This window comes from Paenibacillus protaetiae (genome assembly GCF_004135365.1).
Classification (GTDB): Bacteria; Bacillota; Bacilli; order Paenibacillales; family Paenibacillaceae; genus Paenibacillus_AP; species Paenibacillus_AP protaetiae.
Window position 1 is genome coordinate 2828426 of sequence record NZ_CP035492.1, and the last position, 25335, is coordinate 2853760.

The window sequence follows — 25335 nt, forward strand, 5'->3', positions numbered from 1 at the left end:
ATATTTGAGAGGAGGCGATCGGGCGATGCGGTCGGAAGATCAGGTGAAACGGAAGCTGTTCGAACTGAACGGGCAGCTGGAGGCGTTAAAAGCAAGGCTGCCGGAGCCGGAGCGCTCCAGCCATATACAGGTTGTCCGCTTGGAGGACATGATCCTGATGCTCGAATGGGTGCTGAACGCGCCTGCGGGCAGCTATCATCAATAAACTGCCCGGAGCAGGCCCCGCTAACTAAAAAAGGGGTCTGCTCCGCTTTGTTTTCAAGGTTATCTGCAAGGAGAGTAAATGCCCGGGCCGTTTAACTGTGAGCGCCTTTTTTTCCGCGCTGCGCTCTGCGCTCTGGAAAGTATGCTACAATAAACGAACAAGAAAGTTGCATCGTGCATCTAAAAGGAAGTGTCAGCGTTGGCTTACTCGTGGAAACGTAATTTGGTTGTGTTATGGATCGGGGTCTTCTTTTGCAGCGCCGCCTATTCGACCTCCATTCCGTTTATCCCGCTGTTTCTGAGTTCGGATTTGGGCGTTGAGAGCCATTTGTCGCTTTGGTCCGGCATCGCCTTCGGCATTACGTTTCTGTCCAGCGCCTTGATTTCGCCGTATTGGGGATCTTTGGCCGACAAATACGGCCGCAAACCGATGCTGATCCGGTCCGGCTTCAGCCTTGCGGCGCTTTATCTCATCACATATTTCATCCATGACCCGTATTTATTTCTTGTGCTTCGTATATTCCAAGGCCTGCTGGCCGGTTATGTGCCCGCCGCGATCGCGATGGTCGCCACTAATACGCCGGAGGACAAATCAGGCTATGCGCTTGGCATTATGTCGACCTCCAGCGCAACCGGCGGCATTGTCGGACCGCTTGTGGGCGGCTTTGTCAGCCATCTGGTCGGCAACCGCGACTCTTTTCTCGTCTCGGCCGTTATTGTGTTATGCGCGGCGGTTATTGCAACCGTGTTCGCCAAAGAGGAGAAGTTTAACCGCTCCGGCAAACGGTCATCTGTCAAAGAAGATTTGAAGATTGCTTTATCCAATAAAACATTCGCTACCTTAATGATGCTGACCGGCATGACGACCTTTTCCGTCATGATTCTGGAGCCGCTCCTGACCGTATATGTCATGGATCTGGGCGTGCCGACCAAAGACGCCACGCTGCTGTCCGGCATTGTATTCTCCTCCGTTGGCATTGCGACGCTGATCGCAGCGCCGCGCTGGGGAAAATACGGACAGCGGATCGGATTTTCAACCGTGCTGCTGATCGGGCTGATCGGCGGGGCTATCGGCAATGCACTGCAATATTTTGTCGGCAACTGGATCGAATTCGGTTCGCTCCGCTTTGTGTACGGCCTGTTCTTTGCCGGTGTATATCCGGCGATCAACGCCACGATCGTTAAGGTGACGGACAGCTCGTTCCGCGGCAGGGCGTTCAGCTTGAACCAGTCCGCCAACCAGTTCGCTACGATGCTTGGCCCGATTATCGGCGGCGCATTAGGCAGCTGGATGCCAATCCGCTGGGTATTTGTCATCAACGGCGTACTGCTCGGATGTTCCGCTTTTGTGCTGTACCGGATTAACCGGAACAACAACCAGAGCGAAACAACCGGCGGGCAAAACGCAAGCAGCGGCGCCTGATGCCTGCGCCTGCCGATCCGCCCGCTCCGCTCCTGCAGCAGCGGGCACGCAGCAACGCATCTCTTAACCAAACAAGCCTCCTGCCGTCTACACGGCAGGAGGCTTGTTTGGTTAAGAAAAACTTTCAAAGCAGCCCTTTTATCATCAGGTCACGAAAGCACTTTGGACAAAAACGACCGCGTCCTTTCTTTCGCCGGGCTGGTGAACAGCCGGCTGGGCGGGCCTTCTTCAACAATGGCGCCCTGCTCCATAAAAATTACGCGATGGCCCGCTTCCTTGGCGAATCCCATTTCATGCGTAACCACCACCATCGTCATGCCGCCTTCGGCAAGCCGTTTCATGACGGCAAGCACCTCGCCTACCATTTCCGGATCAAGCGCCGAAGTCGGCTCATCAAACAGCATAAGACGCGGCTCCATCGCAAGCGCTCTTGCAATAGCTACCCTTTGCGCCTGGCCGCCGGAGAGCGAACCCGGGTACACATCCGCTTTATCCGGCAAGCCTACCATCTCCAGCAGTTCGATCGCCCTCGCGCGCGCTTCCGCTTTTGGCCGTTTGCGGACGCGTACAGGCGCGAGCGCAATATTATCCGCTGCGGTCAAATGCGGGAACAAGTTAAATTGCTGGAACACCATGCCGATTTCGGTACGTATCGCGTTCAAATCGGCAGCCGGGTGAAGCAGCGGCTTCCCTTCAATTACAATGTCCCCGCTTTGCGGCCGTTCCAGCAAATTGAGGCATCGAAGCAGCGTAGATTTGCCGGAGCCGGACGGGCCGATAATGACGGCCACTTCACCTGCGCCAACTTCCAGATCAACCCCGTTCAGCACCCGCTGCTTGCCGTAATCTTTCACAAGCCCGCTAACCTTGACGGCAAGCGGCCGGGCTTGAAGCTCCGGTTCATGTGGCATCACGACGCCGCCCCCTGTCTTTTTTCCAAATAGATCAGCAGCTTGTTCATGGAATAGGTCAAAATCAAATAAATCAAAGCGGCCGTTAAGTACGGTTCCCATACACGCATATACTGGTTTTTCATCGCATTCGTCCAGTACATCAGCTCGGGAGCAGCTATGACGGTAGCCAGCGAAGAATCTTTGATCAATACGATAAACTCGTTGCCAAAAGCCGGAATCATCCGCCGGAGCGCTTGAGGCAAAATAACAAACCGCATCGTCTGGCTGCGCGATAAACCTAAGGAGCTGGCCGCTTCCGACTGCCCCTTGTCGATGGACTGGATACCCGCCCGGTATATTTCCGCCATATAAGCCGCCGAATTCATCGACAAAGCCGTGATCGCAGCGGCAATCGGATTCGTCGTGCCGAGAATAAGCGGAATAAGGCCAAAATGAACGATTAATATTTGCACAAGCAGCGGCGTTCCGCGGAAAAAATGAATATACGCTTTAGCCGGCGCACGCCAGAGAAGCTGTCCCGACATGCGGCCAAAGCCAACCGCCAGCCCGAGCAATGCCCCAAGCATAATGGATAACGCCGAAATCATAACGGTATACCCGAGGCCCCGCAGCAGCAGCGGCAAATAATCTGCAACAATCTCGAATCGAAAATGGCTCACCCAGCCGCCCCCTCCGCGTGCGTGTTAGATTCGCAAGCATGCATGCGCCCCCGCCGTCAGCAAACCGGGCAGCATGATGACGGTTTCTACGGGTTCAGCAATGCGGCGGTGTCGGGTTCTTCACCAAACCATTTTTGATAGATTTCAGCGTATTTGCCGTTCGTAATGACCGCTTGAATGGCCGGGTCCAGCTTCGCTTTCAGCTCTCCGCCTTTCGGAAACATTATTCCGTAAAATTCGGTGCTGAAGTTTTGCTTGTCGACAACGCCTTCCAGCTTGGCGTCGGGGTTATTTTTAATATATTCCTTCACAACGGCGATGTCGGCCACAACTGCGTCCGCACCGCCGCTCGCCAGCTCAAGCAGGGCCAGCGTATTGCTGTCGAACCGTTTCAAATCGGTGCTGCCTTCTCCCATAATGCCGGTCATAATTTCATCCGCCGTTGTGCCGCCTTGCACTGCTACCTTCTTCCCTTTTAAGTCCAGCGCGCTTTGAATGCCGCTTCCGGCTTTGCTGACAATCATATTCGTCGATTCAAAATAAGGCGCTGAGAAGTCATACGTTTGCTCCCGCTCGCTCGTAATCGAAATCGCAGAAATTGCCGCCGAAAAAGCTGACTTATTGGAGCTTAAGCTCGTCATCAGCGAGTCCCAGCCGGTATTCTCCACTTCATAGGACAATCCGGCCTGCTTCATAACCTCGGCCAAAAAATCAATATCAAAGCCGGTAATTTTGTCTTTATCCATCATTTCCATCGGCGCATAGGAAGCATCGGTTGCAATTTTGTACAGGCTGACAGGCTCGGACGTTTCTCCGGGCGATGCCGATGAAAGTGATTCCGAGTTGCCTTTACCGGTATTTCCGCAGCTTGCCATAACCATCGCAAATAGTGTTAATAATACTAACCATAAACCTCGCTTCATCCCCATTCCCCCTGCCCGATATTCGTATTTCTACTGAAATATTAGCAGGATTATAGAAAGGTTACAATCATTTCCTTCATTTTGTGTAAGATAATATAACATGGTATAGGCAAACCAGAGGAATTGCCTGCCATGCTCCTCGTGCCCGTAATTGGCAAACCAAAAAAGGCCGGCAGTCAAAACCGGCCTGAGCGAAAGATGGAATAGATGAGAAACACGAACATCGCGAGCGCAATCGCCAGTCCAATCTCAATCGCCGGAATTTGCCACAAAACGGTGTTTTGCTGGCCCATGGAGGAACCGATAATTAAACCGACCATAATGAGGCTGAACGACAGCAGGACGATGCTGAACGACAGCCGGTTGCCGATCCGGTCGAGTTTTTTGGCGAACCGCTCCTCGTCCTGCAGCGAAACTTCCAGCCCCAGCTTCCCTTTCTTAATAAGGCCCAGCACATCCTTGAACCGGAGCGGAATTTCTTCCAGCAGGTCGGCGTATTCCGGCAGCTTGCCTGCCCATTTTCGCGCGGCGCGCAGCGGGTCCAGCCTCTCCAGCAGCAGCCGCTTGCCAAACGGTTCCGCCGCATCAAATACACTAAATTCCGGATCGAGCGCTTCGACCACGCCTTCCATCGTGAGCAGCGATTTGCCAAGCAGGGTCAGGTCGGACGGAATCCGAATGTCGTGTTTGATCGAAACGCGAAATAAGTCGCCTACCGCTTCGCCAATGCTGATTTCCTGCAGCGGAAGATCGTAATACTTTTCACGGAGCTCGTCCACATCCAGGCGAAGCGCCGAACGATCCGTCTCCTCCGGAATAATGCCCAGCTTGCTGATGGCGCGGATAACGCCGTCCGTGCTTTGCCCCCGCAGCGCAATGACAAAAGAAGCAAACTGCATCTTCATCTCCTCGGACAAACGGCCGGCCATTCCGAAATCAAGCAGCGCCAGCTCGCCGCAGGGCAGCACGAGCACGTTGCCGGGATGCGGATCGCCGTGGAAAAAGCCGTCAAACAATACCTGCTCCAGTATCGTCATTGCAAAAATTTCCGACAGCTTCTTGTAATCATAACCCGCTTCCGACAGCTGTTCCCGCTCAGACAGCTTAATTCCTTCTATGTAATCCATCGTCAGCACTTTACGGGACGAATACTCCCCGTATACAGAGGGAATGTGCACCGGATGGGTCCAGCGTTTGGCGTTAGCTGCAAAACGTTCCGTATTCCGCGCCTCCACGCGGTAATCCAGCTCCATCTGCAAGGCACGCGACAGTTCGCCGATCATATCGGCCAGCCGGTATTTGCGCGCCCATTCCAGCCGCGCTTCGGCTTGCCGGGACAGCTCGCTCAGTATATCCAGATCAACGGCAATCCGGCGCTCAATGCCGGGACGCTGTACTTTAACCGCAACCGCCGTGCCGTCCGGCAGCACCGCGCGGTACACTTGTCCAATGGATGCAGATGCGATCGGTTCGCGGCCAAATTCGCGGAACAACTCGCCGATCGGCGCGCCTAGTTCATTTTCCACAATCACCTCCGCCGTTTCGTACGGAAAAGGGGCAACATGGTCCTGCAGGTGCTCCAGTTCTTTAATAAGCGGCGCCGGAATAAAGTCCGGCCTGGTGCTGGCGATCTGGCCCAGCTTGACGAAGGTCGGGCCGAGCTCCTCCAAAATCATCCGCAGCCTCGGGCCAATCGAGCGTTGGCTGGCGTTATGGTCTTCATCCCTTCGCTGGAAAGGCAGCAGCTCGATTAACCCGATATCCTTGGCGACGAACCCGAAGCCGTTTTTAATAAACGCCTTCGTTATTTCCTGATACCGCTGCAGGCGCCGTATTTTTTTGCCAAGGCTCACGTTTACTCACTCCTTATGCACCGCCGCAGCTTAGGCCGTTCAGCCTTCCGTTTCATTCAGATTGCCTGACAATGCGTCAATTTTCCGTTCAAGCCGTTCCACATCCTCTTTGGTTGCGAGCTGCAGCTCCGCCGCTACGGAAGCAACCGCGTCGCGGATCGAATCCATGGCTTTGCGCTGCGCTTCTCCCGCCTTGACCATAATATCGTTCACAAGCCCCATCGACTCGGCCCGGCTGATTTCCCCTTTTTTCACCAGCTCATCCACCAGTTTCTCGATTTGCTCCTTGCTTGTTTCCGCCACGCCATAGCCTAACGATATCATTTTGTTGATCAAATCTTTCATTTCCCATCCACCGCCTTATTTACATGTTTTCTCTAAAGTATATGTAGCGGAACGCCGTTCTAACCTAACGGATTTCAGACAAGCCCGCCGAATCCGCCAAACCCCAAAAAACCCCGGCGGAGCCGATGCTCCGCCGGGGTTCGGCGAGATGCTTTTCTTGTTTGCTTTGCGCCTTAAGCCGCAGCGAAGCTTGCCTGGCATTAGAAAACGCTTCTTGCTTGCGCACCATCATGGTCCGCTTGCCGCCGGGAAGCCGGACTTCCAGCGTCATCGGCATGTGCCGGAGCCGAATGTGGTCCTGCTTACAAGCTTTTGTCGTCCACACTGTCCAGCCACTGCTCGATGCTCCCGATAACGGAGCTTACGCAGCCGTCTTCAAACGGCGAGATCAGGCCGGCGATCTGCACCAGCTCGGTGAAGGATCGGCTGCCGCCTTGGCGGGAAAGATGGACGTAATCGGCCCACGCTGCGCTGCGCTCCTCGTACATCTTTTTCCAGAATTGAAAGGCGCAAATTTGAGCGAGCGTGTAGTCGATATAATAAAACGGCGTCGTAAAAATATGCCCTTGCTTATGCCAAAAGTTGCCGCGCTCCAGATAATCATTATCCGCATAATTGCGGTGCGGCAAATAGTTGCGTTCAATGTCGCGCCATGCCCGCTTCCGGTCCTCCGGCGTCGCTTCCGGATTGGCATATACATAATGCTGAAATTCGTCTACCGCTACCCCGTACGGAATAAACGTAAGCGCTCCTGCCAAATGGCTGAAACGGTACTTATCCGCATCCTCTTCAAAAAACAGATTCATCCACGGCCATGCAAAAAACTCCATGCTCATCGAATGGATTTCGCAAGCTTCATAGGTCGGGAACGAATATTCCGGCACCTCGTACCCTCTGCTTTCGTACACTTGGAACGCATGGCCGGCTTCATGCGTCAATACGTCTATATCGCCCGAAGTGCCATTGAAATTGGAGAAAATAAAAGGCGCTTTATACCCGCTTATGTACGTGCAATAACCGCCGCTTTGCTTCCCTTTCTTGGCAACAAGATCCATCAGCCCGTTGTTTTTCATAAATTGGAAAAATACATCCGTTTCCGGAGACAGCTCGGCGTACATCTTCTCCCCGTTTGCTACGATCCAGTCCGGATCACCTTTAGGCTTGGCGTTGCCTGATTTGAAGCTGAAGCTCTCATCGTAATGCAGCAGCTGATCGACTTCAATCCGCTCCTGCTGGCGCCGCTTCAGCTTAGTCGCAACAGGGACAATGTCCTCCAGCACCTGCTTGCGGAAATTAGCGACCATCTCGGAATTGTAGTCGGTCCGGCTCATCCGGTCGTAACCAAGCTCCACAAAGCTCGGGTAACCAAGCTTCTTCGCAATGGTGGTGCGGACTTTGACGAGGTCGTCGTAGATCCGGTCCAGCTGAGCCTCATGCTCCGCCATAAAGCTCGTGCGCGCTTCCTCCGCCCGGCGGCGCATATCGCGGTCCGTGGACTGTGCGAAAGGCCCGAGCTGGGACAAGGTGCGTTCCTCGCCCTCGAACATAATTTTGGCCGATGCGATCAGCTGGCTGTATTCGGTCTGCAGCTTATTCTCCTGCTGAAGGTCGGCGATAATTTCGGGGCTGAACGTCTTCAGCGAAAGTTCCGCAAGCCGGAACAGCTGCTTGCCCCATTTGTCCTCGAGCTGCGCACGGAACGGCGACCCGATCAGCTCGCGGTAATAATTCGAAATATGCTCTTGAAACACCGGTATCATTTCATCAAAAAAGTCCTGCTCGGCTTTATAAAAAGCATCGTTGGTATCAATGGAATGGCGGATGTAAACGAGTTGTCCTGCGGTATCCAGCTCGTTCCGCAGCTTGATAATATGAGCCATGACCTCATTTTGCGATTCGAAGGTTTCTGCCGAGCGAAAAGCCTCAAGCAACTGATTGAACTGCTGTTCGACCGCCTGCACGTCCGGACGTTCATAAACGAATTCATTAAATTTCATCTTTTACACCTGCCCTTTCTGACCAGAAATAATTGAATATCCCCATTATATCCTGCAAAAATCAGGAAATCTATTCTACGGGAGGCAAAGCGAGCAATAGCTTAGTCATGGAGGAAGGGAATAGCCCGAATGCGCATAATGCGCGGGGCGCCGGGAACGTTAATCGCGAGGTGAATAATTATGCGTGTAACAAAGTTATCCGCAAGGGGAGCGGCTTTGCTCGCTATTGTGATGATGTTATGGCTGGTTCCTCTTACAGCGGCAGCGAATAGCGCGGAGGCGGAGCACCCCGCCCGCCCGAGCGAAGACAGCAGAGACGCTCTGCTGGCGGCACTGCTGGCGCCCGACATCCAGCGCGCGTTGTCCATCATCTTTACGGATGCGTACATTCAATACGACCAAACTGCAGTCATCCGGGTCCGCCGCTTATACGCGCCGGATATTGATGATTGGCCGTCATCGGCGGAAGGCGGCGGCCTTTATTTCGAATTGATTATCGCCGTAACCAAATATAACGGCGATGCGCCGCCCGAACGGCTGACGCTCAAGCTGAACAATGCGCGGGACGGCCGCACGTACGGGCTGATCAGCTACAAGTCGGAGCCGCTTAAATCAGCTTCACAATAAAGCTGATAAAATAAGCGGCCGGCACAATAAGCGCCTGCCCAAGCAAAGTGCCAAAAAACCGCGATACCATCAGCAGCGTGTACACTTTGCCGAGCTGATCTTTCGCTTTTTCGTCGCGCAGCGCTTTGTCCATAATTAAGCCCAGCTGGGGATCGACAAAAATCGTGAGCAGCACCGTAGCGATGCCGTTAATAATGCCGGAAGCCTGCGAAGCGGTCGTACTGAAATGCGGCACCAAATGCGCGGCATACAAGGAAGACATGACGCCAACCGTATAGAAGGCGGTTACAACAATATTTAATAATATAAATCGTTTGGGCACATCCAAATAACGGAACGACCGGAGCGAAACAAACGGCTTGCGTATGTAATGCTTTGTGTTTTTCAACTGCCCGATGGTAACGCTTGTAATCAGCCTTGGCAGCGAGCCGGCCACTTCCAGCTTCGCAATAATACGCCCGAACAGCAGCACGAAGGTCGGGAACAAGGCAATGGCTGCGATCGTGCCAACCGAAGAAGCAAGCAATATCGCCCGTAAATAAAGCAGCAGATCAAACGATGTATCGACTCTGGCATGATCCACGAATTTGGCGGTCAGCGGCGCCTGGATCAAGTTCGCTGTCCGCGACACAAGCACAATAATGCCGGTCAGCGACAACGCGACCGCTACCTTGTTCAGCTTGACGCCGGCATACCGGACGGAATAGGACAACGTCTCCGCCGTATGGATAATCATCGTCAGCACACATACTACCAATAGACTCTGAAGCAACTGATTCACGAATCCTTCCGTTTGCATAATAAAATGCCGGTGACCACTAATTTAATGGTATTCCATACGCTCCCTGATTTTCCCTCTACCCCTAACAAAAAGCCGGTGGGCATCCACCGGCTTTGCATGTTGCAGCATTGTATTTGCAGCGTCCTATTAAGAATAGGACCGTGTTGCCGGCCACGAGCCCTGCAGCTTGCGCAGCTGAATAATTTGGCCGGTATGGTAAGCGTCATGCATAATGAGGCTGAACGCCCATGTGCCAAGCTTCTGCTGCGAAATGAGCCGTTCAAAATCTTTTTTGTCCAGCTCGGCAAGCAGAGCCCTGACCGCATGATGCACCCGGTCCAGCCGCTCGACGGCGGCCAGCCATGCTTCCTCATCGCTGCCGCCCGCAGGCCCGCCGCCGTCTTCCGGCGCTTCCGCCGCCGCTTCACTGCCGCCCGCAGACCCGCCGCGTTGCGAAACTTCAAACGTCGCTTCGTTAGATGCGGCAGGCTCGCCGTAATCCGGCTTATCGTCGCCGGACAGCCGGCTGCGGAACTGCTCCTTGTAATACGTCAGATGCCGGACGATTTCCGCTATCGTATGAGCTGCTGCTCCTTCCGGGCGCCAGTTGGCCTGCTCGGCCGTCAACCCCTCCAGCGCTTCGCCTAACGGCGGATACCAGTCCACTTGATCATAAGCGTTATCCCAGCCAAGCCTTACAAGCTCCATTTTGTTCATCCTGAAAATTCCTCCTATCGTTATTATTCGGGCGTAATGATGATGGCAAAGCTTTATGTAAACAACCCTCCCAGACGGTCATCTGCAGGAGGCGGGAATCCCAGCTGCCGGGCCAGCATGACAATCTGTCCTTTATGATGAAATTCATGCGTCTGCACATGGTTTAACAGCAGCAGCGGAGTAGGCGCTTGCGGGTAACCCTGCCACTTCCCGCTTTGTATGATAGGCTCGAACAAGCGGTCGCTATAGGCGGTCAGAAAACGCTCCACGATATCATCCGCCTCTGCAAACCGGCTGCGCACATGCCGTACATCTGCGCGTTCAATTTCATCCGTTGCGGTATCCTTATGCTCGCTTAATTTTCGAAATGCAAAAGAATCCAGCCAGAACCGGTAACTACCTACTACATGAAGATGAGCCTGTATCATCGTCCTGTGCCCAAAACCGGGAACCGGTTGATGAAGCAGCCGTATCGGCATTTCTTCCATAAAAGCAAACAGACTGTTCCGAGCGGCCTTTATCCAATCGTATTGCTGCTGCACCACGGCCAGCATACATAATCCCTCCAATCATCATTGGACGAAAATAAAAAAAAGCAAACGTCTTGACAATGATGCCTTCGACATTTGCTTCTCTAAGCTGCTTATATTTATGAGATCGCCTGGCGGGAAGCTTCGGTTTTTTTGCTGCTGCAATCTTTGCAGGTGCCAAGAAACTCCAGCCTATGATCCATGACCGTGAAGCCGTATTCCCGCTCCACACGCTGCTCAAGCTCGAGCAGCCAGTCGTCTTTGATTTCCACTACTGAGCCGCAATCCGTACAAATGATATGGTGATGCATATGCGCCTGTTCAGTTCCACGAAGGTCGTACCGGGCAACGCCGTCACCAAAATTCATTTTTTCTACAATATGAAGCTCGTGCAGCAAATCCAGTGTCCGGTATACCGTTGCAAGGCCGATATCCGGAAACTTGTCACGCACAAGCATAAATACTTCTTCCGCGCTCAGATGGTCCTTTTCGTTCTCAAGCAGCACCAGTACCGTCGCTTCGCGCTGTCTAGTCAGCTTATACCCTTTCACGGCGAGCTGCTGGTTAATTTTATCGATTTCCGCTTGAATGTTCACGATGTTTGCCACCCCCTGGGATAATTCCAGTAAAACTCCGCACTCCAATTTAGAATGATTCTAAATTGATAATAACGCAAATCCTTTAAAAGATCAAAGCGTATATTTTAACCATATGAAATCATACGGGTTTCTTCATTTCCAAATGGCTTACTCGAGCATAACATGCCTCTCGCAAAATGTCTAAGAAACAGTGCTTGAAGGCGGCAAAATAATCGCCTTCCCGCCTCCGTACAATCCCTACCGGGATAAAAGGATCTGCCATTGTTACGGGAAGTACGGCTAACGCTTCGCTGACCGGCGTCGAACGCAGCACAACGCCGACGGCGCCCAGCTTGCTTGCATAGGCCGGTATTGCCGATATTTGGCTAATGGAATGGCTGAACGGCACCGTATCCATAACAGCCAGCTCCTTCTCCAGCTTTAAGCTGTACAAACAAGTTTTCCCGCCGACCACAAGCGGATATGCAGCAATCTCCTTGAGGGCGAGTTCTTTTTTGTCTGCCAATGGATGTTGTTTCGCCGCGATAAAAGCGATTTCCTCCTTATACAGCGGCTCGAATATAAAATCAGACGGACGGCCTACTTCCGCGCATACGGCTGCATCAAGCCCGCCCCGCTGCAGCGCCGCAGCCAACACATCCGTATTGCCGACCACCACTTCTACATTGACGTTAGGTTTCACTTCCCGGAACCGGCTTAACACATCCGGCAGCAGGTCCGCTGCTGCCGGTTCGATCGCTCCGATCTTCACCGTGCCAAGCTCTTCCTGCTGCAGCTGCTTCGCTTGATCCGCTGCGTATTGCCAGTGGCTGATAAGGCTGTCCACCTCTTTGGCGAAACGCTGCCCCGCCTCGGTCAGTTCCGCCTCCCAGCCGCGCTTGAACAGCGGGAAACCAAGCTCCTTCTCCAGCCTCTGCACTTGATGGGTAACCGTGGATTGGGCATAATGGAGCGCCTCAGCCGCTTTGGAGAACGTCCCTTCCTTTATTATGGTCCGGAACGTTGTCAGCTCCTTCAAATCCATCCTTGCCTCCCGCCCTTCTCCATTCGAAATATGAAATATTGTATTCAATATATTCAATTTTATAAATGAAGTAAAGGGGCATACAATACTAGCATAATGATAAGAAGGAGCTGATCGCAATGCCTTTTGTCCGCATTGATTACCGGAAAGACCAATACCGGCCGGAGCAGCTGGATGGAATCAGCACTACTATATTAACGGCATTAATCGAGCAATTTTCTATCCCTGAAGAAGACTATTTTCAAGTGTTTACCAGCCACAGCGCCGAAGAGTTCCGGTACAGCCCCAGTTATTTGGAAATCCGCAGAAGCGACAAGCTGCTCTATATCCAAGTAACGATGCGATCGGGCCGCACGCAGGAGCAAAAGCTGGCCTTTTACGATACGCTTGCCCGGCTGCTGCAGGAGCGCTGTCAAATCCGCAAGGAAGACATCTTCGTGCAGCTGATGGAGTCGGAGCTGGCGGACTGGTCATTTGGCATGGGAGAAGCCCAAATGATTGCTGCGGCTGCTGGAAAAAGCGACTCCGGCCCTGCCGCCTCCGAAACCCGGAAGCTGCTCCGCGAGGCTGTCCCCCAGCTGGCCGATTATACTGACCAGGTTTTATTCGGCGACTTATGGCTCCGCCAAGCGCTTGCGCCGCGCGACCGGAGCTTGATCACCGTCGCAGCGCTGATCGCCTCCGGCGAAACGGCACAGCTGCGGTTCCATATGAAGCTGGCGATGGACAATGGCGTTACCGAAGCGGAGCTTACGGAAACCATTACCCATCTGGCGTTTTACGCCGGCTGGCCGCGCGCTTCCAGCGCTGCCGCGCCGGCCGCGGAGCTGTTCGCCGCTGCCAAGCGAGCCAAAGCCTGAACCATGCGGCTTCCCGCATATACACAGTGCGGCAAATAGCCGAACCGAAAAAAAAGCCCGCCTCTTACATGATGTAAGAGGCGGGCTTCTTCGTGCAGGGAGCGGTTGGAACGGCTGCCGCTCCGCAGCTTGGCAGTCAGCTTTATAGGAGAGCTAGAAGCGGCTTGCCCATACGCAAACCGGTTTGGAAAGCTGCTCTTTGCAAACAGCCTGCAGCTTGCCGCTTGCCTGGTCCACGCGGAACATAACCAGATTGTTGTCCGAATCGCGGTTTGCAACGAGCAGGAATTCCCCGCCCGGCAAAATCGAGAAGTGGCGCGGGTGGCCGCCTTCCGTCGATACATGCTCCACCACGGCAAGCTTGCCGCTTGCCGCATCTACCGCGTACACAACAATGCTGTCGTGGCCGCGGTTCGAGCCGTACAAATAACGGCCGTCCGCCGAAATGGCGATTTCGGCGCAGCCGTTGTCGCCGCTGTAGCCTTCCGGAAGCGTCGATAAATTTTGCACTTCCGTCAGCTTGCCGCTAACCGCCTCGTATGCAAAAGCGGTAACCGACGAATCCAGCTCGTTAATGACATAAACAAATTGTCCGTTTGGATGGAAAACGAGATGGCGCGGGCCCGCTCCGGCATGGAGCAGCGTTTCCCCGTGCAGCTCCAGCTTGCCTGCCTCGCGGTTCAGCACATAAGTCATAATCCGGTCGATGCCCAAATCCGGCACATGCAAATACCGGCCGTCCGGGCTGTAAAACGAAGAGTGAGGATGCGGAATGTCGCGCCGGGAAGGATCGGTTTCCTTGCCGATATGCTGCTGCTCGTCCAGCAGGCGGCCGATTTCTCCGCTTTCCGTCAGTTCTACAAGGCTTACTGTGCCTTTATGATAGCTGGTCAGCGTCAAATAACGGCTGTCCGGGCTTTTTTGAATGTGGCAGGTCGGACCGTTCGAAGCCAGGCCGCGTGTAAATTCCGTCAGCGTGCCCGCTTTCGGATCGATGCGGTAACCAATCGCCTCGCTTTGCTTGGAGCCGTCGGCGCCGGCGATTTCAGCGAGCGCATACAGCTTGTTTGCCGCTGCGTCCAGGTTAAGGAAGGTCGGGTTTTTCAAGCCGCCTACTTCGCTCAGCTTCGTCAGCGTGCCTGCCGCTTCATTCCATTCATAGGTATAGACGCCGCTGGCAGAAGGCTCCGCATATGACCCCGCAAAAATGAGCATTCGTTGTTGTTCTGTCATGTCCAATTCCCTCGCTTTTGTATAATACCGACATTGTACCACTCATCCCGGCATGCGGCAAAAGCGTCTCCGCTCCTTATTTTTAATAGAATAGCGCTCCATTCAGCTTCGGTACATGTTGCAAGGAAAACAATCATGTTATAATAACCTTTACATTCGAATGGATAACGACGATCCGGCCAACAGCCCGGCAGCTATTATTCTAAGTTTGGGAGAGATTCGAACATGTTCGCACAGCGGCTTAAGCAATTGCGGAAATCGCGTAAATTGACCATGCAGGAAGTTGCCGATTATGTAGGGGTTGCCAAAAGCACCTATGCCGGCTACGAGTCCGGATACCGCCAGCCTACTATTGAATCGATTCAGACGATCGCCATCAAGCTGCGCACATCGGCCGATTATCTTCTAGGTTTAAGCGACCATCCGGACCCTCCGGAAGTGAATCATAACGCCAAGCAATATTTAAACTATGAGCAGCTGCACTGGGACGGCGTCCCGCTGGAGAAAGAAGACATCGCGCTCATCTTCAGCCTGCTTGACCGCGTGCTCCGGGACCGCCCTAAAACGAGCTGACACAGGCTTTCAAATGCGGCCTTTACATATTACCCAGCTCTTCCGCCCTGCTTCTGAACTGCTCCTCCAATATATCGTACGTTTGCTCCCATGCCGCGATGGACTCGTCGGCAACCGAATCCGATTTAGCCTGATCCACAACCGCTTGAAACCGGTCTTTGCAAGTCTGTCCGGCTTCCTCCATTTCCTGCACCAGCTGCTGCTGCTTTACCTTTGCCGCGTCCAGGTCGCCGCTGTTTTGCAGCTCGCTGATCGCTTGCTCTCCTTTGCTCAGAATCGTCTCCGCGCTGCTGCTGCACATAGCCTGCACTTCAATAAGCTGCTGCTCGTATTGGCCTTCCGCATCATCGCTTCCCGCTTCATTGCTGCCTGAATTCCCGCCGCTATTGCTCACGCTGCCGGAACCGTTATCCGTAGCCGCAGGCGGCTGCGACGGGCCGGCCGAAGGCGGTGCCGAAGCCGGCGGAACAGCCGAAGGCGAAGGCTGCGGCGCTGCCGGAGAAGCCGTTTGATGCCCCGGCTTGGATTGTGTTTTTCCGGGCAGCTGCGCAGGCGGTTTCACGGACTGCAGCTGAGGTTTGCCCGGCGGCTCCTGCGGCGCTGCGGTACTGCCGGATACCGGCGGAGCGGATGGCTCCGGCGTCACTTCCGGCGCTGACGCAGGCGTGGCTTCCGCGCCGCCTTGCGCGGCGGCACTGTCCTGTCCGCCCGGCAGGCTGTCCGGATCGGCAGGCGTCTCCTGCGTTCCGGCTGCCGCTGTTCCGCTGCCGCCGCTCCCTGTGCCTCCAGCTATTTTGTCATTGGCGTAAAATCCGCCCCAAACAAACAGCAGCATAACCGCAATGACCGATAAAACAGTCACAATCGGGTCTCTTTTCCGTTTGCTCCGGCGGTGCCTTTTCCGTTTCCATGCGTTCATCATGTTTCATAATCCCCCTGCTCCATACACATCAAAAGCAGCCTTCCCCTGCAAAGAGGAAGGCTGCTTGATCATTAAAATTTGCCTAATATCGCCGAACCGATGACGCTTGCCAGACGCGCAACAATTTCACTGGACGCCTTCACCTTAGCCGATGCGGAAATCGTCAGCCCGTTCACCTGTTCAACGGCATCTTTGGATGCCTGCACCGCTTTCAGAACTACGCCTAACTGCTCCTGAATCGTTTTGGCTTTGGCCAATTCGGCTTTAATGCCGTTCATAACCGTATTGTACCCGTCTAATACGGCATCCAGCCCCGGCTGCTCGCCGCCGTTTCCGTAATCATCGCCAATCGTAATTTCCTGGCGGAAAATCGTTTTGCCCGGTGTCCAAGCCGATCCTCTTAATGCAGCTTGAATAACCGCTTTGCCGCCGGAAACGCCTTTAGCCAGCGTCACTTTGCCCGAGCTGCTTACTTTAACGCCGGCGTCGCCGGACACTTTGGACCACTCCACCAGCCCGGACGGCAGCGGCTTATCAAATAAAATAAGGCTGTAATCCTGCTGTTTGCCTTTCTGGGACACTTTCACATTCGCTTGGATCTGCGTGCGAATATAGGCGGCCGCCAATGCCTGCGCCGCCGGCTTGTCGTATTTCAGCGACTGTTGAACCGCGTCCGCTGACGCTCTCAAATCGCTTGCTTTAACGCCAAGGTTCGCCAAAGCTTCGCTCACCTTGTAATGATGGTCGCCCAAAACATCGGCAGCCGCCTCCTGCACGAGACCGGTTGCATCAGCGCCGCCCAAAATAAGCTGCGCAAGCTCCTGCTGGCTGGAAGACGCCACTTCATCGCGGACTTTGCCCGCTACGCCGCCCAGCTGATCGCCATCGCCAAAGCAGAACACAAGCAGGTCATCGACGGTAAGCCGCTTCACGCCGCCTGCCGCGCCAATCGTCTGCACGGCTGTGCGGAACGCTTCATTGCCCAGCAGCGCTTTGACCGAATCCTCCGTCGGATTAATGGCGACTGCTCCGGCTGCAGCTACCATACCGGACAAAGCAAGCTTCAGCTGCTCCTTGTCCACCGAAGCCGGAAGCTTGGACGAGATCGGCGTCCAAACCGGGCTCAGCAGCTTGGATACTTGTGCCGGGCTTAGCTTCGCCAGTTCATCCCGCAAGTTTTTGACCGCTTGAATATCAGCTGCATCCCCTTGCATCAGCGAGGCCTGAAGCTTGGCCATCCGCGTCAAAAATGACTGGACCGGGAACGACGCGGAAGCAGCCGCCTGCAGCGTAACCTCCTGCTGGAAAATAACCTTCGGCGATCCGCCGTACGGGTTCAGCACCTTCGCCTGAATAACAGCGGATGCACGCTCGACATCCGGCGGAATGGATACGGTGCCGTCAGGCTTGACCGTCACATCATCACTGCCGGATACTTTGGACCATTGCAGCGCGACGGAAGGAATAGAGATGCCCAGCACCTTCAGGCTGAACTTTTGCTGCAGGCCGTCTTCGCTGACCGCTGCCGCCGCTTCCGCTTCAGACCGGACATAAGCGACCGCCAAAGCGTTAATGGCCGGCACATCATATTGAAGTTTGTTCTGGAAGTTCCGGATCGCCGAAGCCGCATCTTGCGCCGTTACGCCCAGATGGCCCAAAATCGCGCTGAACTTATATTGATCCGTTTGCGCCAGCTGCTTCGCCAGCGCCTGCGTCAGCAGCGCTGTTATTTTGTCATTGCTGCTAAGCAGGCTAAGCAACTCATAAGAAGACAGCTTGGAGACGGCTGCACGGATATTGCCCTCGATTCCGTCCCGCGAGCCTCCATCCCCGAATAAAAAGACGATAAAATCGTCCATCGTAATGCCGCTGTCGCCGCCGGCTGCGGCAATCGCCTTCAGCGTTGCCCGGAATTGCGGATTCGTCCGGATAGCCTCCAGGTCGGATGCGCCGGAATCGTAACGGATCGAACCCGCCGCTTGTATCATGCTGAACAAGTTTGTTTTTAACGCCGCTGCGTCGGCCGATTCAGGCAGCTTTGCGGCGATTTTGTCCCATACCGGGTCCAGCAGCGACGCATCCGCAGCCGGATTCAGCTTGGCAATCTCGTCGCGCAAATTGCGCACATCCTGCACATCGGCAGGGTCTCCTGCCTGCAATGCCGCATAAATGCCGTTCATCCGCTCCACAAATTCAGCGGAAGAAAACGGCGCAGAAGCCGCGCTTGCGGCTTGAATAACCCCCAGCTTGCCTGCGGCGCCTTGCGGGCTGAGCGGCAATGCGCCCAGCGCTGCAATCGCCATAGAAACGGCAAGCGACGATACGGTTGCTTTTTTCATTAGCGACATGAATCATTCACCTCATTTGCTTATAATTAAAGCTGCAATACCGGCATTTGCTCCTTCACGCCCTGGTTCAGGCGGGACGCCCCACGGAATAATAAATAAAGGCAGTGCCCAGCAGATCCTCTTCCTTAAACACATTCCGGCCGTCGATCAGAATTGCCCGCCACATCGTGTTTTGCAGCTCTTGAAGATCAACTTGGGCAAACTCATCCCATTCGGTCAGCAGGCATAACGCATCCGCGCCTTTTGCCGCTTCCATAGCACCGCCGCACCATACAACGCCTTCTTTGCCGTATACGGCTTGAAAATTGCTTGTGGCGATCGGGTCGTACGCCCTAACCTTCACGCCCGCTTCGACCAGATACTGAATAATTTCAAGCGCCGGCGAATCGCGTACGTCGTCGGTGTCGGGCTTAAAGGCAAGGCCCCATACCGCAATCGTCTTGCCGCGCAGCTGGCCGCTGAAGATTGCCTCCAGCTTCCGGATTACATTAAACCGCTGGTCCTGGTTAACTTCGACAACCGAACGGAGCAGCTTAAACTCGTAATCTACATTGCCCGCGATTTGAATAAGCGCCCGGGTATCCTTCGGAAAGCAGGAGCCGCCGTAGCCGATGCCCGCCTTCAGGAACGACTTGCCGATCCGCTTGTCGTAGCCCATGCCTTCCGCGACTCTGGTTACGTCTGCGCCAACCTTCTCGCAAATGTTGGCAATTTCGTTAATAAACGAAATTTTGGTAGCGAGAAACGCATTGGACGCGTATTTGATCATCTCCGCGCTGCGGATATCGGTCACAATAATGTTGTCCGTCAGCGGCTTGTGCAGCTCGGTCATCGTTGCCGCAGCCTCCCTGTTGTCCGCACCGATGACGATACGGTCCGGATACATCGTATCCTGGACCGCCGAACCTTCGCGCAAAAACTCCGGCAGCGAAATGCTGTCGAACCGCTCGTCCGTGCGGCTGCCGATCAGCTCGCGCAGCCGCTCATTGGTGCCGACCGGCACGGTGCTTTTGACCGCGATGATTTTGTAGCCGTTCATCGCTTCCGCCACTTCAAGCGCCGCTTGGTCGATGTAGGCCATATTCGCTTCCCCGCTTGGCATCGGCGGCGTCCCAACGGCAATAATGACGATGTCCGACTCCCGGACCGCTTCCGCCAAACCGGTCGTAAAGCTAAGCCGCCCGGCCGCCGCGTTAGCCGCCGCCACCTCCTGCAGCCCCGGCTCATAAATCGGGATGCTCCCGGCTTGCAGCGCCGCGATTTTGCCCGCATCCTTATCCACGCAGATGACCCGGTTGCCCAGCTCCGCATAGCAGACGCCCGATACGAGTCCGACGTAACCTGTGCCAATCACGGTAATGTTCATTTGTGCACTCTCCCATTCATTCCTATTCCGCCGGCTATACGGCGCAAATGTCCATAATTTCGCTCCAGTCGAAAGCAAGACGGACGATATCCTCTTCAATCAGCTCCGTCCCGGTCTGCACCTCGATCATTTCCAGCTCCGTATGCGCCAGCAGGCTGTGCTTGCTCGCTTTGGAGATCATGAGCACATCTCCGGCGCGCACCGGAAAATGCTTGCCGTTCAGCACCATCTCGCCGCTTCCTGCCACAACGGTCCATACCTCGTCGCGCAGCAGATGGTATTGGTAACTTAAATTTTTGCCTGCTGCGATGCAAATCCGCTTCGTTAGCACTTCATTGCCGTCCGGATATTTGACGTAATCCAGCACCCGGTAACGCCCCCAGCGGCGTTCCTCGTACATCGGGCGGCGGTCGGCATGCTTCATCACGTCTTTGATCATCGGACTCGACGCCTTGTCCGAGACGAGAATGCCGTCGGGGCTTGCCGCAACAACAATATTCGAAACGTTCAGCAGCGTAATCGGAATATCCAGCTCGTTGACGACATGCGTATTGGTCGAGTCGCCCGCCATGATGCCTTTGCCGATCAGCGGCGTGCGGATTTCCTCCGTCAGCGTGTTCCAGGTGCCAAGATCTTTCCATTCGCCGTCGTAAGGCAGCGCTACGATATGGTTGGCGCGCTCCACAACCTCGTAATCAAAGCTTGTCTTGGGCAGCTTGCCGTATTGCCGCGCCATTTCGTCATATTGAATCGGAAAGCCGTAAGACAGCAAAATGTTAATGAGCAGGTCCAGCTTAAATGCAAAAACCCCGCAATTCCAAAGCGCCGCCTGTTCGATCATGGCGACAGCTTCTTCTTCGCGGGGCTTCTCGCGGAAGCTTTCCACTCTTACATATGCCGCTGCGCCGTCTGCGCGGCCGGCCTGCGGCACGATGTAGCCGTATTTTTCGGAAGGATAGGTTGGCTTGACGCCCATCAGCGCAATAGCTGCGCCGGACTGCTCCAGCACCTGCTCCAGTTCCTTTGCTTTTTCAAAAAATGCGCTGTCTACGTATGGATCGACCGGCATGACCACTACCGTCTCGTTCAGGCTGACGCCCGCAACGGAATACAAATAAGCGGCGGCCAGCGCAATCGCCGGGTACGTATCCCTTCGTTCCGGCTCAACGATAATTTCAAGCTCGCTGCCAAGCTGGCTGTACAGCATATCGACCTGCGGCTTGCTGGTGGCGATGTAGGCATGCTCGCGCAGGCCTGCCTGCCCGATCTGGTTCCAAACCCGCTGGACCATAGATTCCAGCTCGCCGTCAGCCGTTTGAAGCACTTTCAAAAACTGCTTGGAACGCGATTCATTCGAAAGCGGCCACAGGCGTTTGCCCGAACCTCCCGACAGAAGTACCAATTTCATGCCGATTTTCCTCCTCCAAGTTTTACGGGGCTAACCGTTTTACGAAGCGCTGCTCCTTGACATTACATCGCAGTAAAATCCGGCTTCGAAAGCATAAACCCGTCTCGCTGTGCAGCGTTCTGCTGCGCGGGGCGCAGCCTCCGGCGGCACTTTCCCTCAAGCTACTCCACCGCCACTTTGCTTTTGCTTCTGCGGCGCTGAAGCTTTTGCCATACAAAATCCATATCTTCCTTGCGGATGAGCATATGGGACAAAGGCGTCTTGAACGTCATCTTCACCGCTCCAACGCTCAGCACCATCCGCACGACCGAACCGGCCAGCATCGACAACGCGACGCCGTTAATGCCCATCGCCGGAGCCAGCATAAACATGAGGCCGACAGTGACCGCCAGCGCCACGATTTGGCGGAACAGGACAAATCCCGGACGGCCGATCGCATTAAAGGCGGTAGCCAGCAGCCACGAGTTCCCGCCGATCACGCATTCGATGCACAGCAGGTAGAACGCCGTTCCGCCTTCCATAAAACGGCTGCCAAACACGATGCCGAGAAACAGATGCCCGAGAACCATGCAAGGAACCAGCGCGGCCAGCATAATTAGCAGCGTAATGCGGAACGCCCTGACGACCGTCCGGATCACTTTATCCTTATCCATCTCGGCCACCGTCGGGAACAAGACGCTCGTAATTGCGCTTTGCGCCACATTAAAGAGACGCGACAGCGAATAAACGACCGTATACAGCCCCAGCTCCTTCGCGGTCAGCATCGACAAAATGATCAGCTTGTCGAACTGGTTGTACAGCGTCCCGAGCAAATCCACGCCGTATACTTTGCCGCCGTAGCGGAACAGTGCCGCCGCCACGGTTTTATCAAACAGCTTCCTGAGCCAGTCAAACTTCAGGTCATGGCGCAAACGGTAAAAAGCCCACAGAATGACAAGCAGGCTGGTCCCCAAATAAACGGCCGACGCCGCTGTGATGCTCAGCACATGCAGCAGCCCTAAGGCGACCAAGCCCAAAAAGTTGGCCACAGGCATAAACAGCCTTAGGTTGTTGTACACTTCAAACCTGTGCAAGCTTTGCGCCATGGCGGAGATGACGTTCATCGCCAGAAATAGCGGAAACGCAAACAAGGTGTACCATCTTGCCGTCTGGATAATGCCGCTGCCATAGCCGCCCATCCAATGCGGAATAAAAATCCAGATCACGATTGCCATGACAGCGCTGAGCGGGATCTGGAACATAAAGCAGGTACGGATAAAGTCCGTTGCCGAACCTTTGCTGTTTTTTACGTTGTAAATAAGCGACATCGGCAGCCCGAAGCTGAGAATGCTGGACAGAAACGTCGGCCAGAACAAAATAGCCGTCAGCTCGCCGCGGCCCTCGACGCCAAAAATGCGGGCGGTAATAACGGAAATGAGCATGTTCAAAAAGACCATCAGCATATTGGTGAAGCTGGTCTTCAAAATGGTGTTCAGCAGGCCTTTGGCCTGAAAAAAAGATTTGAACCGCTTCGCCATCACATCTCACTGGCGTACGAAAGCACCGCCATCCCCGTTTTACCTTTGTTCAAGCCGCTGATGTAACGGGCCGGGTGTGATGCCGCCGCTGTGATGGCCGGTATCGTGCCTGCCAAATGCGCCCGCAGCTCCGTCCGTCTGCTCCAGCAATCTTCCACGGCCGCGATCAGCGCTGCCGGCTCAATGTCGTTGATCTCCAGCACGTAATCGTTCAGCTTCAGCATCTCCATAATGCCGCGCGTTTTGTGTTCGTAATTGATCGCCACAGTAGGCACATGGTTAGCGAGTGCAAATATATTGGAATGCATCCGCGTTCCGACGAACATATCCATTTTGGAATACAAATATTTCAAATGGCGCGGCGCAAAGTCGTAATCAAGCAGTTCCGCCTCCTTGATTGCTCCCGCTTTCAGCACTTCCCGGCTAATGATCCGGTCATCGTTGAACGGGTTCGGGCCAAGCACCTGCGGCATCAGCAATACTTTGGCGCGGTAGGTCCGCTCCAAGTACTCGATCGCGCGGGCCAAGCTTTGAATGTAACGGGTGCGCCGCTCCTGCGGGCCGCTTAACCCCGGGAACACCCAGTCCCTCGCCGTTAAGCCGATCAGCGGACGGTCCCCGATTTCCGCTCTGATTTTGCCGACCAGCTCGTCGATTTCTCCGGATGGCGCCATCTCCATGCAAAAGGCGGAGTCGGGAACGACTTCCGTCGGAGCCGTTACGCCAATCGTCTGCAGAAGCTTCTCCGATATCGTTTCCCTGACGAATATATTCGACGTCTTGTTCAGCAGCTTCGCCGCCAGCTTCCGGTTAAAGCCGCCGACCAGCGGACCGATCGACTGCGAATAAATGACGACCGGCTTCTTGTAGTCGTATGCGGCTTTAATTTGGATAAAATGCTGCAGCGTCATCAGGCTGAGCCCGTGCGCCAGCAAAAAACCGCCGCCGCAGCTGACAACCACATCCGCCCACTCGTAATCCGGATCTTTAATCTTGAATGCGTACGATTTCATTAACCGCAGCAAATAGCCGATCTTTTGCGGTTTCGTCGTGCCTTCCGAAACGAGAATATTTTGAACCGTTTCGTTAACCGGCACGTCGTATGCCGGCTGATCCACGTGAGGGAACCGGCTTTTAATGCGGATGCGGCAGCCCGGCACCTGTTCGCGCATGGAGTCGATCATCGACAGCACAATGCCCGCGTCGCCTTTGTTTCTCGCAGAATGCACATTAATGATGAGAATATTCAACGTCGTACGCCTCCTTTCCCCAAAACGCTTCTTGGCTGGAAGCTGCCTGGAACAGCTGCACCAATCGGTCATTAAGGCCGTCGATGCTGTAGTGGTTTTCGACAAACTGCCTGCCGAACCGGCCCATATCCGCCCATTCCTCCGCATGGCCGGCCATGTACAGAATCGTCCTGGCAATTTCCATGCTGTCCTTCTCCGGCACCAGATACCCCGACTGGCCGTCCGAGACTACCTCCGGAATGCCGCTGTGCAGCGTCGATATGACCGGCAGCCCCATCGATAACGCCTCCATCAGCACAACCGGAATTCCTTCCTGGTCGCCGTCCGATGCGGTAACGCTTGGCGCCAGCATAATATGGGATTGGTTCAGCACTTGAATGACTTCATGCTGCTCCTTGGACCCAAGCAGGAAAACATGGTCCTGCACCCCCAGATCGCTGACAACGCCTTGCAGGTAAGCTTTCAGCGGCCCGTCGCCGATAATGGCGTATTCGATGTGCGGATAATGCTTCAGCGCCTCCGCCACGCCGCGGATGCCGTATTCAACGCCTTTTTTCTCGACAAGGCGCGCCACGGTTACGAGACGGACTTTCTCTCCGGCCTCCAGCATTCTCGGAATATACGAAAATTTGCCGGTATCAATGCCCATCCGGTGGACAATCGTTTTGTCCGGATCGCATCCAAGGCGGATAAGCTTCGATTTCCAGTTTTCGCTGATCGGCATAAACAAGTCGCCTTTTTGAAAAAGCAGCTTGTACGCATCCGCTCCCTTCTGGTCCAAATAAGCCGACACGTCCCGCCCGTGAAATGTGGTGGCGATTTGCGCATTCGTGACCCCGGTTTCTTTCAATAACGCGCCGATTTTGCCGAGATCGCCGAAGTGGCAGTAGATGACATCGTACGTTTTGCCGCCCATTTTATCGGCAATAAAAAGAGCCCTGAGCGACAGGGCTTCTTTCCCGTACTTTACGGCGTTAAACAGTTTCGCAAGCCGGGGCTTGCGCATGACGATTGTGGCCGCCGCTGCCATGCACTGCGCCCTGGAGCCCGGCATATCGTCATAAATGCAGCGGTCCAGCAAATGATATTGCACCACTTCCTGATGCATCTTGCCGGTTTTGGCCGGCCGGCTGGCATAAATATCAACGCGATGGCCGCGGTCGAGCAGCCCTGTAATCTGATTCAAAATAAAAGTCTCCGACAGAGACGGAAATTGGCCGATAATAAACGCTATGTTTAGCTTCTTCAATGTAATTGCCTCC

General features: G+C 54.6%; 25 protein-coding genes. 5 read left to right on the top strand and 20 right to left on the bottom strand.

Annotation, left to right across the window (positions count from 1 at the left end):
• Positions 1-25: 25 nt before the first annotated feature.
• Both ET464_RS13050 and ET464_RS13055 read left to right on the top strand, forming a co-directional pair.
• Positions 26-205, top strand: a complete 180-nt coding sequence (locus ET464_RS13050; RefSeq protein WP_129441550.1) for a hypothetical protein — start codon at positions 26-28, stop codon at positions 203-205.
• Positions 206-403: 198 nt separating this feature from the next.
• A complete protein-coding gene (locus ET464_RS13055; RefSeq protein WP_129441552.1) occupies positions 404-1627 on the top strand; it encodes an MFS transporter in 1224 nt (407 codons plus the stop codon).
• 149 nt (positions 1628-1776) lie between these two features.
• Here the strand turns inward: ET464_RS13055 and ET464_RS13060 are convergent, their stop codons facing one another.
• From ET464_RS13060 to ET464_RS13090, 7 genes are all read right to left on the bottom strand, one after another.
• Complete coding sequence (locus ET464_RS13060; protein WP_129444372.1) at positions 1777-2538, bottom strand: amino acid ABC transporter ATP-binding protein; 762 nt, start codon at positions 2536-2538, stop codon at positions 1777-1779.
• Positions 2538-3200, bottom strand: coding sequence for an amino acid ABC transporter permease (locus ET464_RS13065; RefSeq protein ID WP_129441554.1), 663 nt, complete (start codon positions 3198-3200; stop codon positions 2538-2540). The genes ET464_RS13060 and ET464_RS13065 overlap by 1 nt, the downstream gene beginning before the upstream one ends.
• A gap of 86 nt (positions 3201-3286) precedes the next feature.
• Positions 3287-4123: a basic amino acid ABC transporter substrate-binding protein gene (locus tag ET464_RS13070; protein WP_341869695.1), complete on the bottom strand. Its 837-nt coding sequence runs from the start codon at positions 4121-4123 to the stop codon at positions 3287-3289.
• Between the two features lie 176 nt (positions 4124-4299).
• Positions 4300-5976, bottom strand: a complete 1677-nt coding sequence (locus ET464_RS13075) for an ABC1 kinase family protein (RefSeq protein ID WP_129441558.1) — start codon at positions 5974-5976, stop codon at positions 4300-4302.
• A 39-nt stretch (positions 5977-6015) separates the two neighbouring features.
• Positions 6016-6321 carry a phasin family protein gene (locus ET464_RS13080; protein WP_129441560.1) on the bottom strand — a complete coding sequence of 102 codons (306 nt, stop codon included), beginning with the start codon at positions 6319-6321 and terminating at the stop codon, positions 6016-6018.
• Between the two features lie 64 nt (positions 6322-6385).
• Positions 6386-6646 carry a hypothetical protein gene (locus tag ET464_RS13085; protein ID WP_129441562.1) on the bottom strand — a complete coding sequence of 87 codons (261 nt, stop codon included), beginning with the start codon at positions 6644-6646 and terminating at the stop codon, positions 6386-6388.
• On the bottom strand, positions 6624-8318 hold the full coding sequence (locus ET464_RS13090) for a M3 family oligoendopeptidase (RefSeq protein ID WP_129441564.1): 1695 nt from the start codon (positions 8316-8318) through the stop codon (positions 6624-6626). The genes ET464_RS13085 and ET464_RS13090 overlap by 23 nt, the downstream gene beginning before the upstream one ends.
• 180 nt (positions 8319-8498) lie before the next feature.
• On the opposite strand from ET464_RS13090, the gene ET464_RS13095 reads away from it, so the two are divergent.
• A complete protein-coding gene (locus tag ET464_RS13095; protein ID WP_129441566.1) occupies positions 8499-8945 on the top strand; it encodes a hypothetical protein in 447 nt (148 codons plus the stop codon).
• Here the strand turns inward: ET464_RS13095 and ET464_RS13100 are convergent.
• The 5 genes from ET464_RS13100 to ET464_RS13120 all read right to left on the bottom strand — a co-directional run bounded on the left by ET464_RS13100 (position 8926) and on the right by ET464_RS13120 (position 12596).
• Positions 8926-9717 carry a lipid II flippase Amj family protein gene (locus ET464_RS13100; protein WP_129444374.1) on the bottom strand — a complete coding sequence of 264 codons (792 nt, stop codon included), beginning with the start codon at positions 9715-9717 and terminating at the stop codon, positions 8926-8928. The two genes, ET464_RS13095 and ET464_RS13100, sit on opposite strands and share 20 nt — an antisense overlap.
• A 156-nt stretch (positions 9718-9873) precedes the next feature.
• Positions 9874-10443, bottom strand: a complete 570-nt coding sequence (locus ET464_RS13105) for a DinB family protein (RefSeq protein ID WP_129441568.1) — start codon at positions 10441-10443, stop codon at positions 9874-9876.
• A gap of 53 nt (positions 10444-10496) precedes the next feature.
• Positions 10497-10997: a DinB family protein gene (locus ET464_RS13110; RefSeq protein WP_129441570.1), complete on the bottom strand. Its 501-nt coding sequence runs from the start codon at positions 10995-10997 to the stop codon at positions 10497-10499.
• 95 nt (positions 10998-11092) lie between these two features.
• Entirely contained in the window at positions 11093-11563 is a 471-nt protein-coding gene (fur, locus tag ET464_RS13115; protein ID WP_129444376.1) for a ferric iron uptake transcriptional regulator, read from the bottom strand.
• Between the two features lie 127 nt (positions 11564-11690).
• Complete coding sequence (locus ET464_RS13120) at positions 11691-12596, bottom strand: LysR family transcriptional regulator (protein WP_129441572.1); 906 nt, start codon at positions 12594-12596, stop codon at positions 11691-11693.
• 119 nt (positions 12597-12715) lie between these two features.
• Between ET464_RS13120 and ET464_RS20350 the strand changes: the two genes are divergently transcribed.
• Positions 12716-13456: a tautomerase family protein gene (locus tag ET464_RS20350; RefSeq protein WP_244226531.1), complete on the top strand. Its 741-nt coding sequence runs from the start codon at positions 12716-12718 to the stop codon at positions 13454-13456.
• A 153-nt stretch (positions 13457-13609) separates the two neighbouring features.
• Here ET464_RS20350 and ET464_RS13130 read toward each other — a convergent pair whose 3' ends face one another.
• The gene (locus tag ET464_RS13130; RefSeq protein WP_129441574.1) at positions 13610-14689 is read right to left on the bottom strand and encodes a lactonase family protein; all 1080 of its coding nucleotides are present in this window, start codon (positions 14687-14689) and stop codon (positions 13610-13612) included.
• A gap of 225 nt (positions 14690-14914) precedes the next feature.
• Here ET464_RS13130 and ET464_RS13135 point away from each other — a divergent pair, with 225 nt between their 5' ends.
• Entirely contained in the window at positions 14915-15262 is a 348-nt protein-coding gene (locus ET464_RS13135; RefSeq protein ID WP_129441576.1) for a helix-turn-helix domain-containing protein, read from the top strand.
• Positions 15263-15284: 22 nt separating this feature from the next.
• Here the strand turns inward: ET464_RS13135 and ET464_RS13140 are convergent, their stop codons facing one another.
• The 7 genes from ET464_RS13140 to ET464_RS13170 form a co-directional block, all read right to left on the bottom strand.
• Positions 15285-16184 carry a hypothetical protein gene (locus tag ET464_RS13140; protein WP_129441578.1) on the bottom strand — a complete coding sequence of 300 codons (900 nt, stop codon included), beginning with the start codon at positions 16182-16184 and terminating at the stop codon, positions 15285-15287.
• Positions 16185-16255: 71 nt separating this feature from the next.
• Complete coding sequence (locus ET464_RS13145; RefSeq protein WP_129441580.1) at positions 16256-18532, bottom strand: hypothetical protein; 2277 nt, start codon at positions 18530-18532, stop codon at positions 16256-16258.
• Between the two features lie 67 nt (positions 18533-18599).
• A complete protein-coding gene (locus ET464_RS13150; protein WP_129441582.1) occupies positions 18600-19898 on the bottom strand; it encodes a UDP-glucose dehydrogenase family protein in 1299 nt (432 codons plus the stop codon).
• Positions 19899-19932: 34 nt separating this feature from the next.
• Positions 19933-21306 (bottom strand): sugar phosphate nucleotidyltransferase, encoded by a 1374-nt coding sequence (locus ET464_RS13155; RefSeq protein ID WP_129441584.1) that lies wholly within the window; start codon positions 21304-21306, stop codon positions 19933-19935.
• Between the two features lie 161 nt (positions 21307-21467).
• On the bottom strand, positions 21468-22823 hold the full coding sequence (locus ET464_RS13160; RefSeq protein WP_129444378.1) for an oligosaccharide flippase family protein: 1356 nt from the start codon (positions 22821-22823) through the stop codon (positions 21468-21470).
• Positions 22823-24073 carry a polysaccharide pyruvyl transferase family protein gene (locus ET464_RS13165; RefSeq protein WP_129441586.1) on the bottom strand — a complete coding sequence of 417 codons (1251 nt, stop codon included), beginning with the start codon at positions 24071-24073 and terminating at the stop codon, positions 22823-22825. Before ET464_RS13165 ends, ET464_RS13160 begins: the two co-directional genes overlap by 1 nt.
• The gene (locus ET464_RS13170; RefSeq protein ID WP_129441588.1) at positions 24054-25322 is read right to left on the bottom strand and encodes a glycosyltransferase; all 1269 of its coding nucleotides are present in this window, start codon (positions 25320-25322) and stop codon (positions 24054-24056) included. The genes ET464_RS13165 and ET464_RS13170 overlap by 20 nt, the downstream gene beginning before the upstream one ends.
• Positions 25323-25335: the final 13 nt, after the last annotated feature.

Excerpts from the sequence above, each read along its gene's own strand:
- ET464_RS13120 (WP_129441572.1), bottom strand. The coding sequence starts at position 12,596 with ATGGATTTGAAGGAGCTGACAACGTTCCGGACCATAATAAAGGAAGGG.
- ET464_RS20350 (WP_244226531.1), top strand. The coding sequence starts at position 12,716 with ATGCCTTTTGTCCGCATTGATTACCGGAAAGACCAATACCGGCCGGAG.
- ET464_RS13060 (WP_129444372.1), bottom strand. The coding sequence starts at position 2,538 with ATGCCACATGAACCGGAGCTTCAAGCCCGGCCGCTTGCCGTCAAGGTT.
- ET464_RS13130 (WP_129441574.1), bottom strand. The coding sequence starts at position 14,689 with ATGACAGAACAACAACGAATGCTCATTTTTGCGGGGTCATATGCGGAG.
- ET464_RS13155 (WP_129441584.1), bottom strand. The coding sequence starts at position 21,306 with ATGAAATTGGTACTTCTGTCGGGAGGTTCGGGCAAACGCCTGTGGCCG.
- ET464_RS13110 (WP_129441570.1), bottom strand. The coding sequence starts at position 10,997 with ATGCTGGCCGTGGTGCAGCAGCAATACGATTGGATAAAGGCCGCTCGG.
- ET464_RS13150 (WP_129441582.1), bottom strand. The coding sequence starts at position 19,898 with ATGAACATTACCGTGATTGGCACAGGTTACGTCGGACTCGTATCGGGC.
- ET464_RS13105 (WP_129441568.1), bottom strand. The coding sequence starts at position 10,443 with ATGAACAAAATGGAGCTTGTAAGGCTTGGCTGGGATAACGCTTATGAT.
- ET464_RS13135 (WP_129441576.1), top strand. The coding sequence starts at position 14,915 with ATGTTCGCACAGCGGCTTAAGCAATTGCGGAAATCGCGTAAATTGACC.
- ET464_RS13160 (WP_129444378.1), bottom strand. The coding sequence starts at position 22,823 with ATGGCGAAGCGGTTCAAATCTTTTTTTCAGGCCAAAGGCCTGCTGAAC.
- ET464_RS13070 (WP_341869695.1), bottom strand. The coding sequence starts at position 4,123 with ATGAAGCGAGGTTTATGGTTAGTATTATTAACACTATTTGCGATGGTT.
- ET464_RS13140 (WP_129441578.1), bottom strand. The coding sequence starts at position 16,184 with ATGATGAACGCATGGAAACGGAAAAGGCACCGCCGGAGCAAACGGAAA.
- ET464_RS13050 (WP_129441550.1), top strand. The coding sequence starts at position 26 with ATGCGGTCGGAAGATCAGGTGAAACGGAAGCTGTTCGAACTGAACGGG.
- ET464_RS13080 (WP_129441560.1), bottom strand. The coding sequence starts at position 6,321 with ATGAAAGATTTGATCAACAAAATGATATCGTTAGGCTATGGCGTGGCG.
- ET464_RS13090 (WP_129441564.1), bottom strand. The coding sequence starts at position 8,318 with ATGAAATTTAATGAATTCGTTTATGAACGTCCGGACGTGCAGGCGGTC.
- ET464_RS13145 (WP_129441580.1), bottom strand. The coding sequence starts at position 18,532 with ATGTCGCTAATGAAAAAAGCAACCGTATCGTCGCTTGCCGTTTCTATG.
- ET464_RS13095 (WP_129441566.1), top strand. The coding sequence starts at position 8,499 with ATGCGTGTAACAAAGTTATCCGCAAGGGGAGCGGCTTTGCTCGCTATT.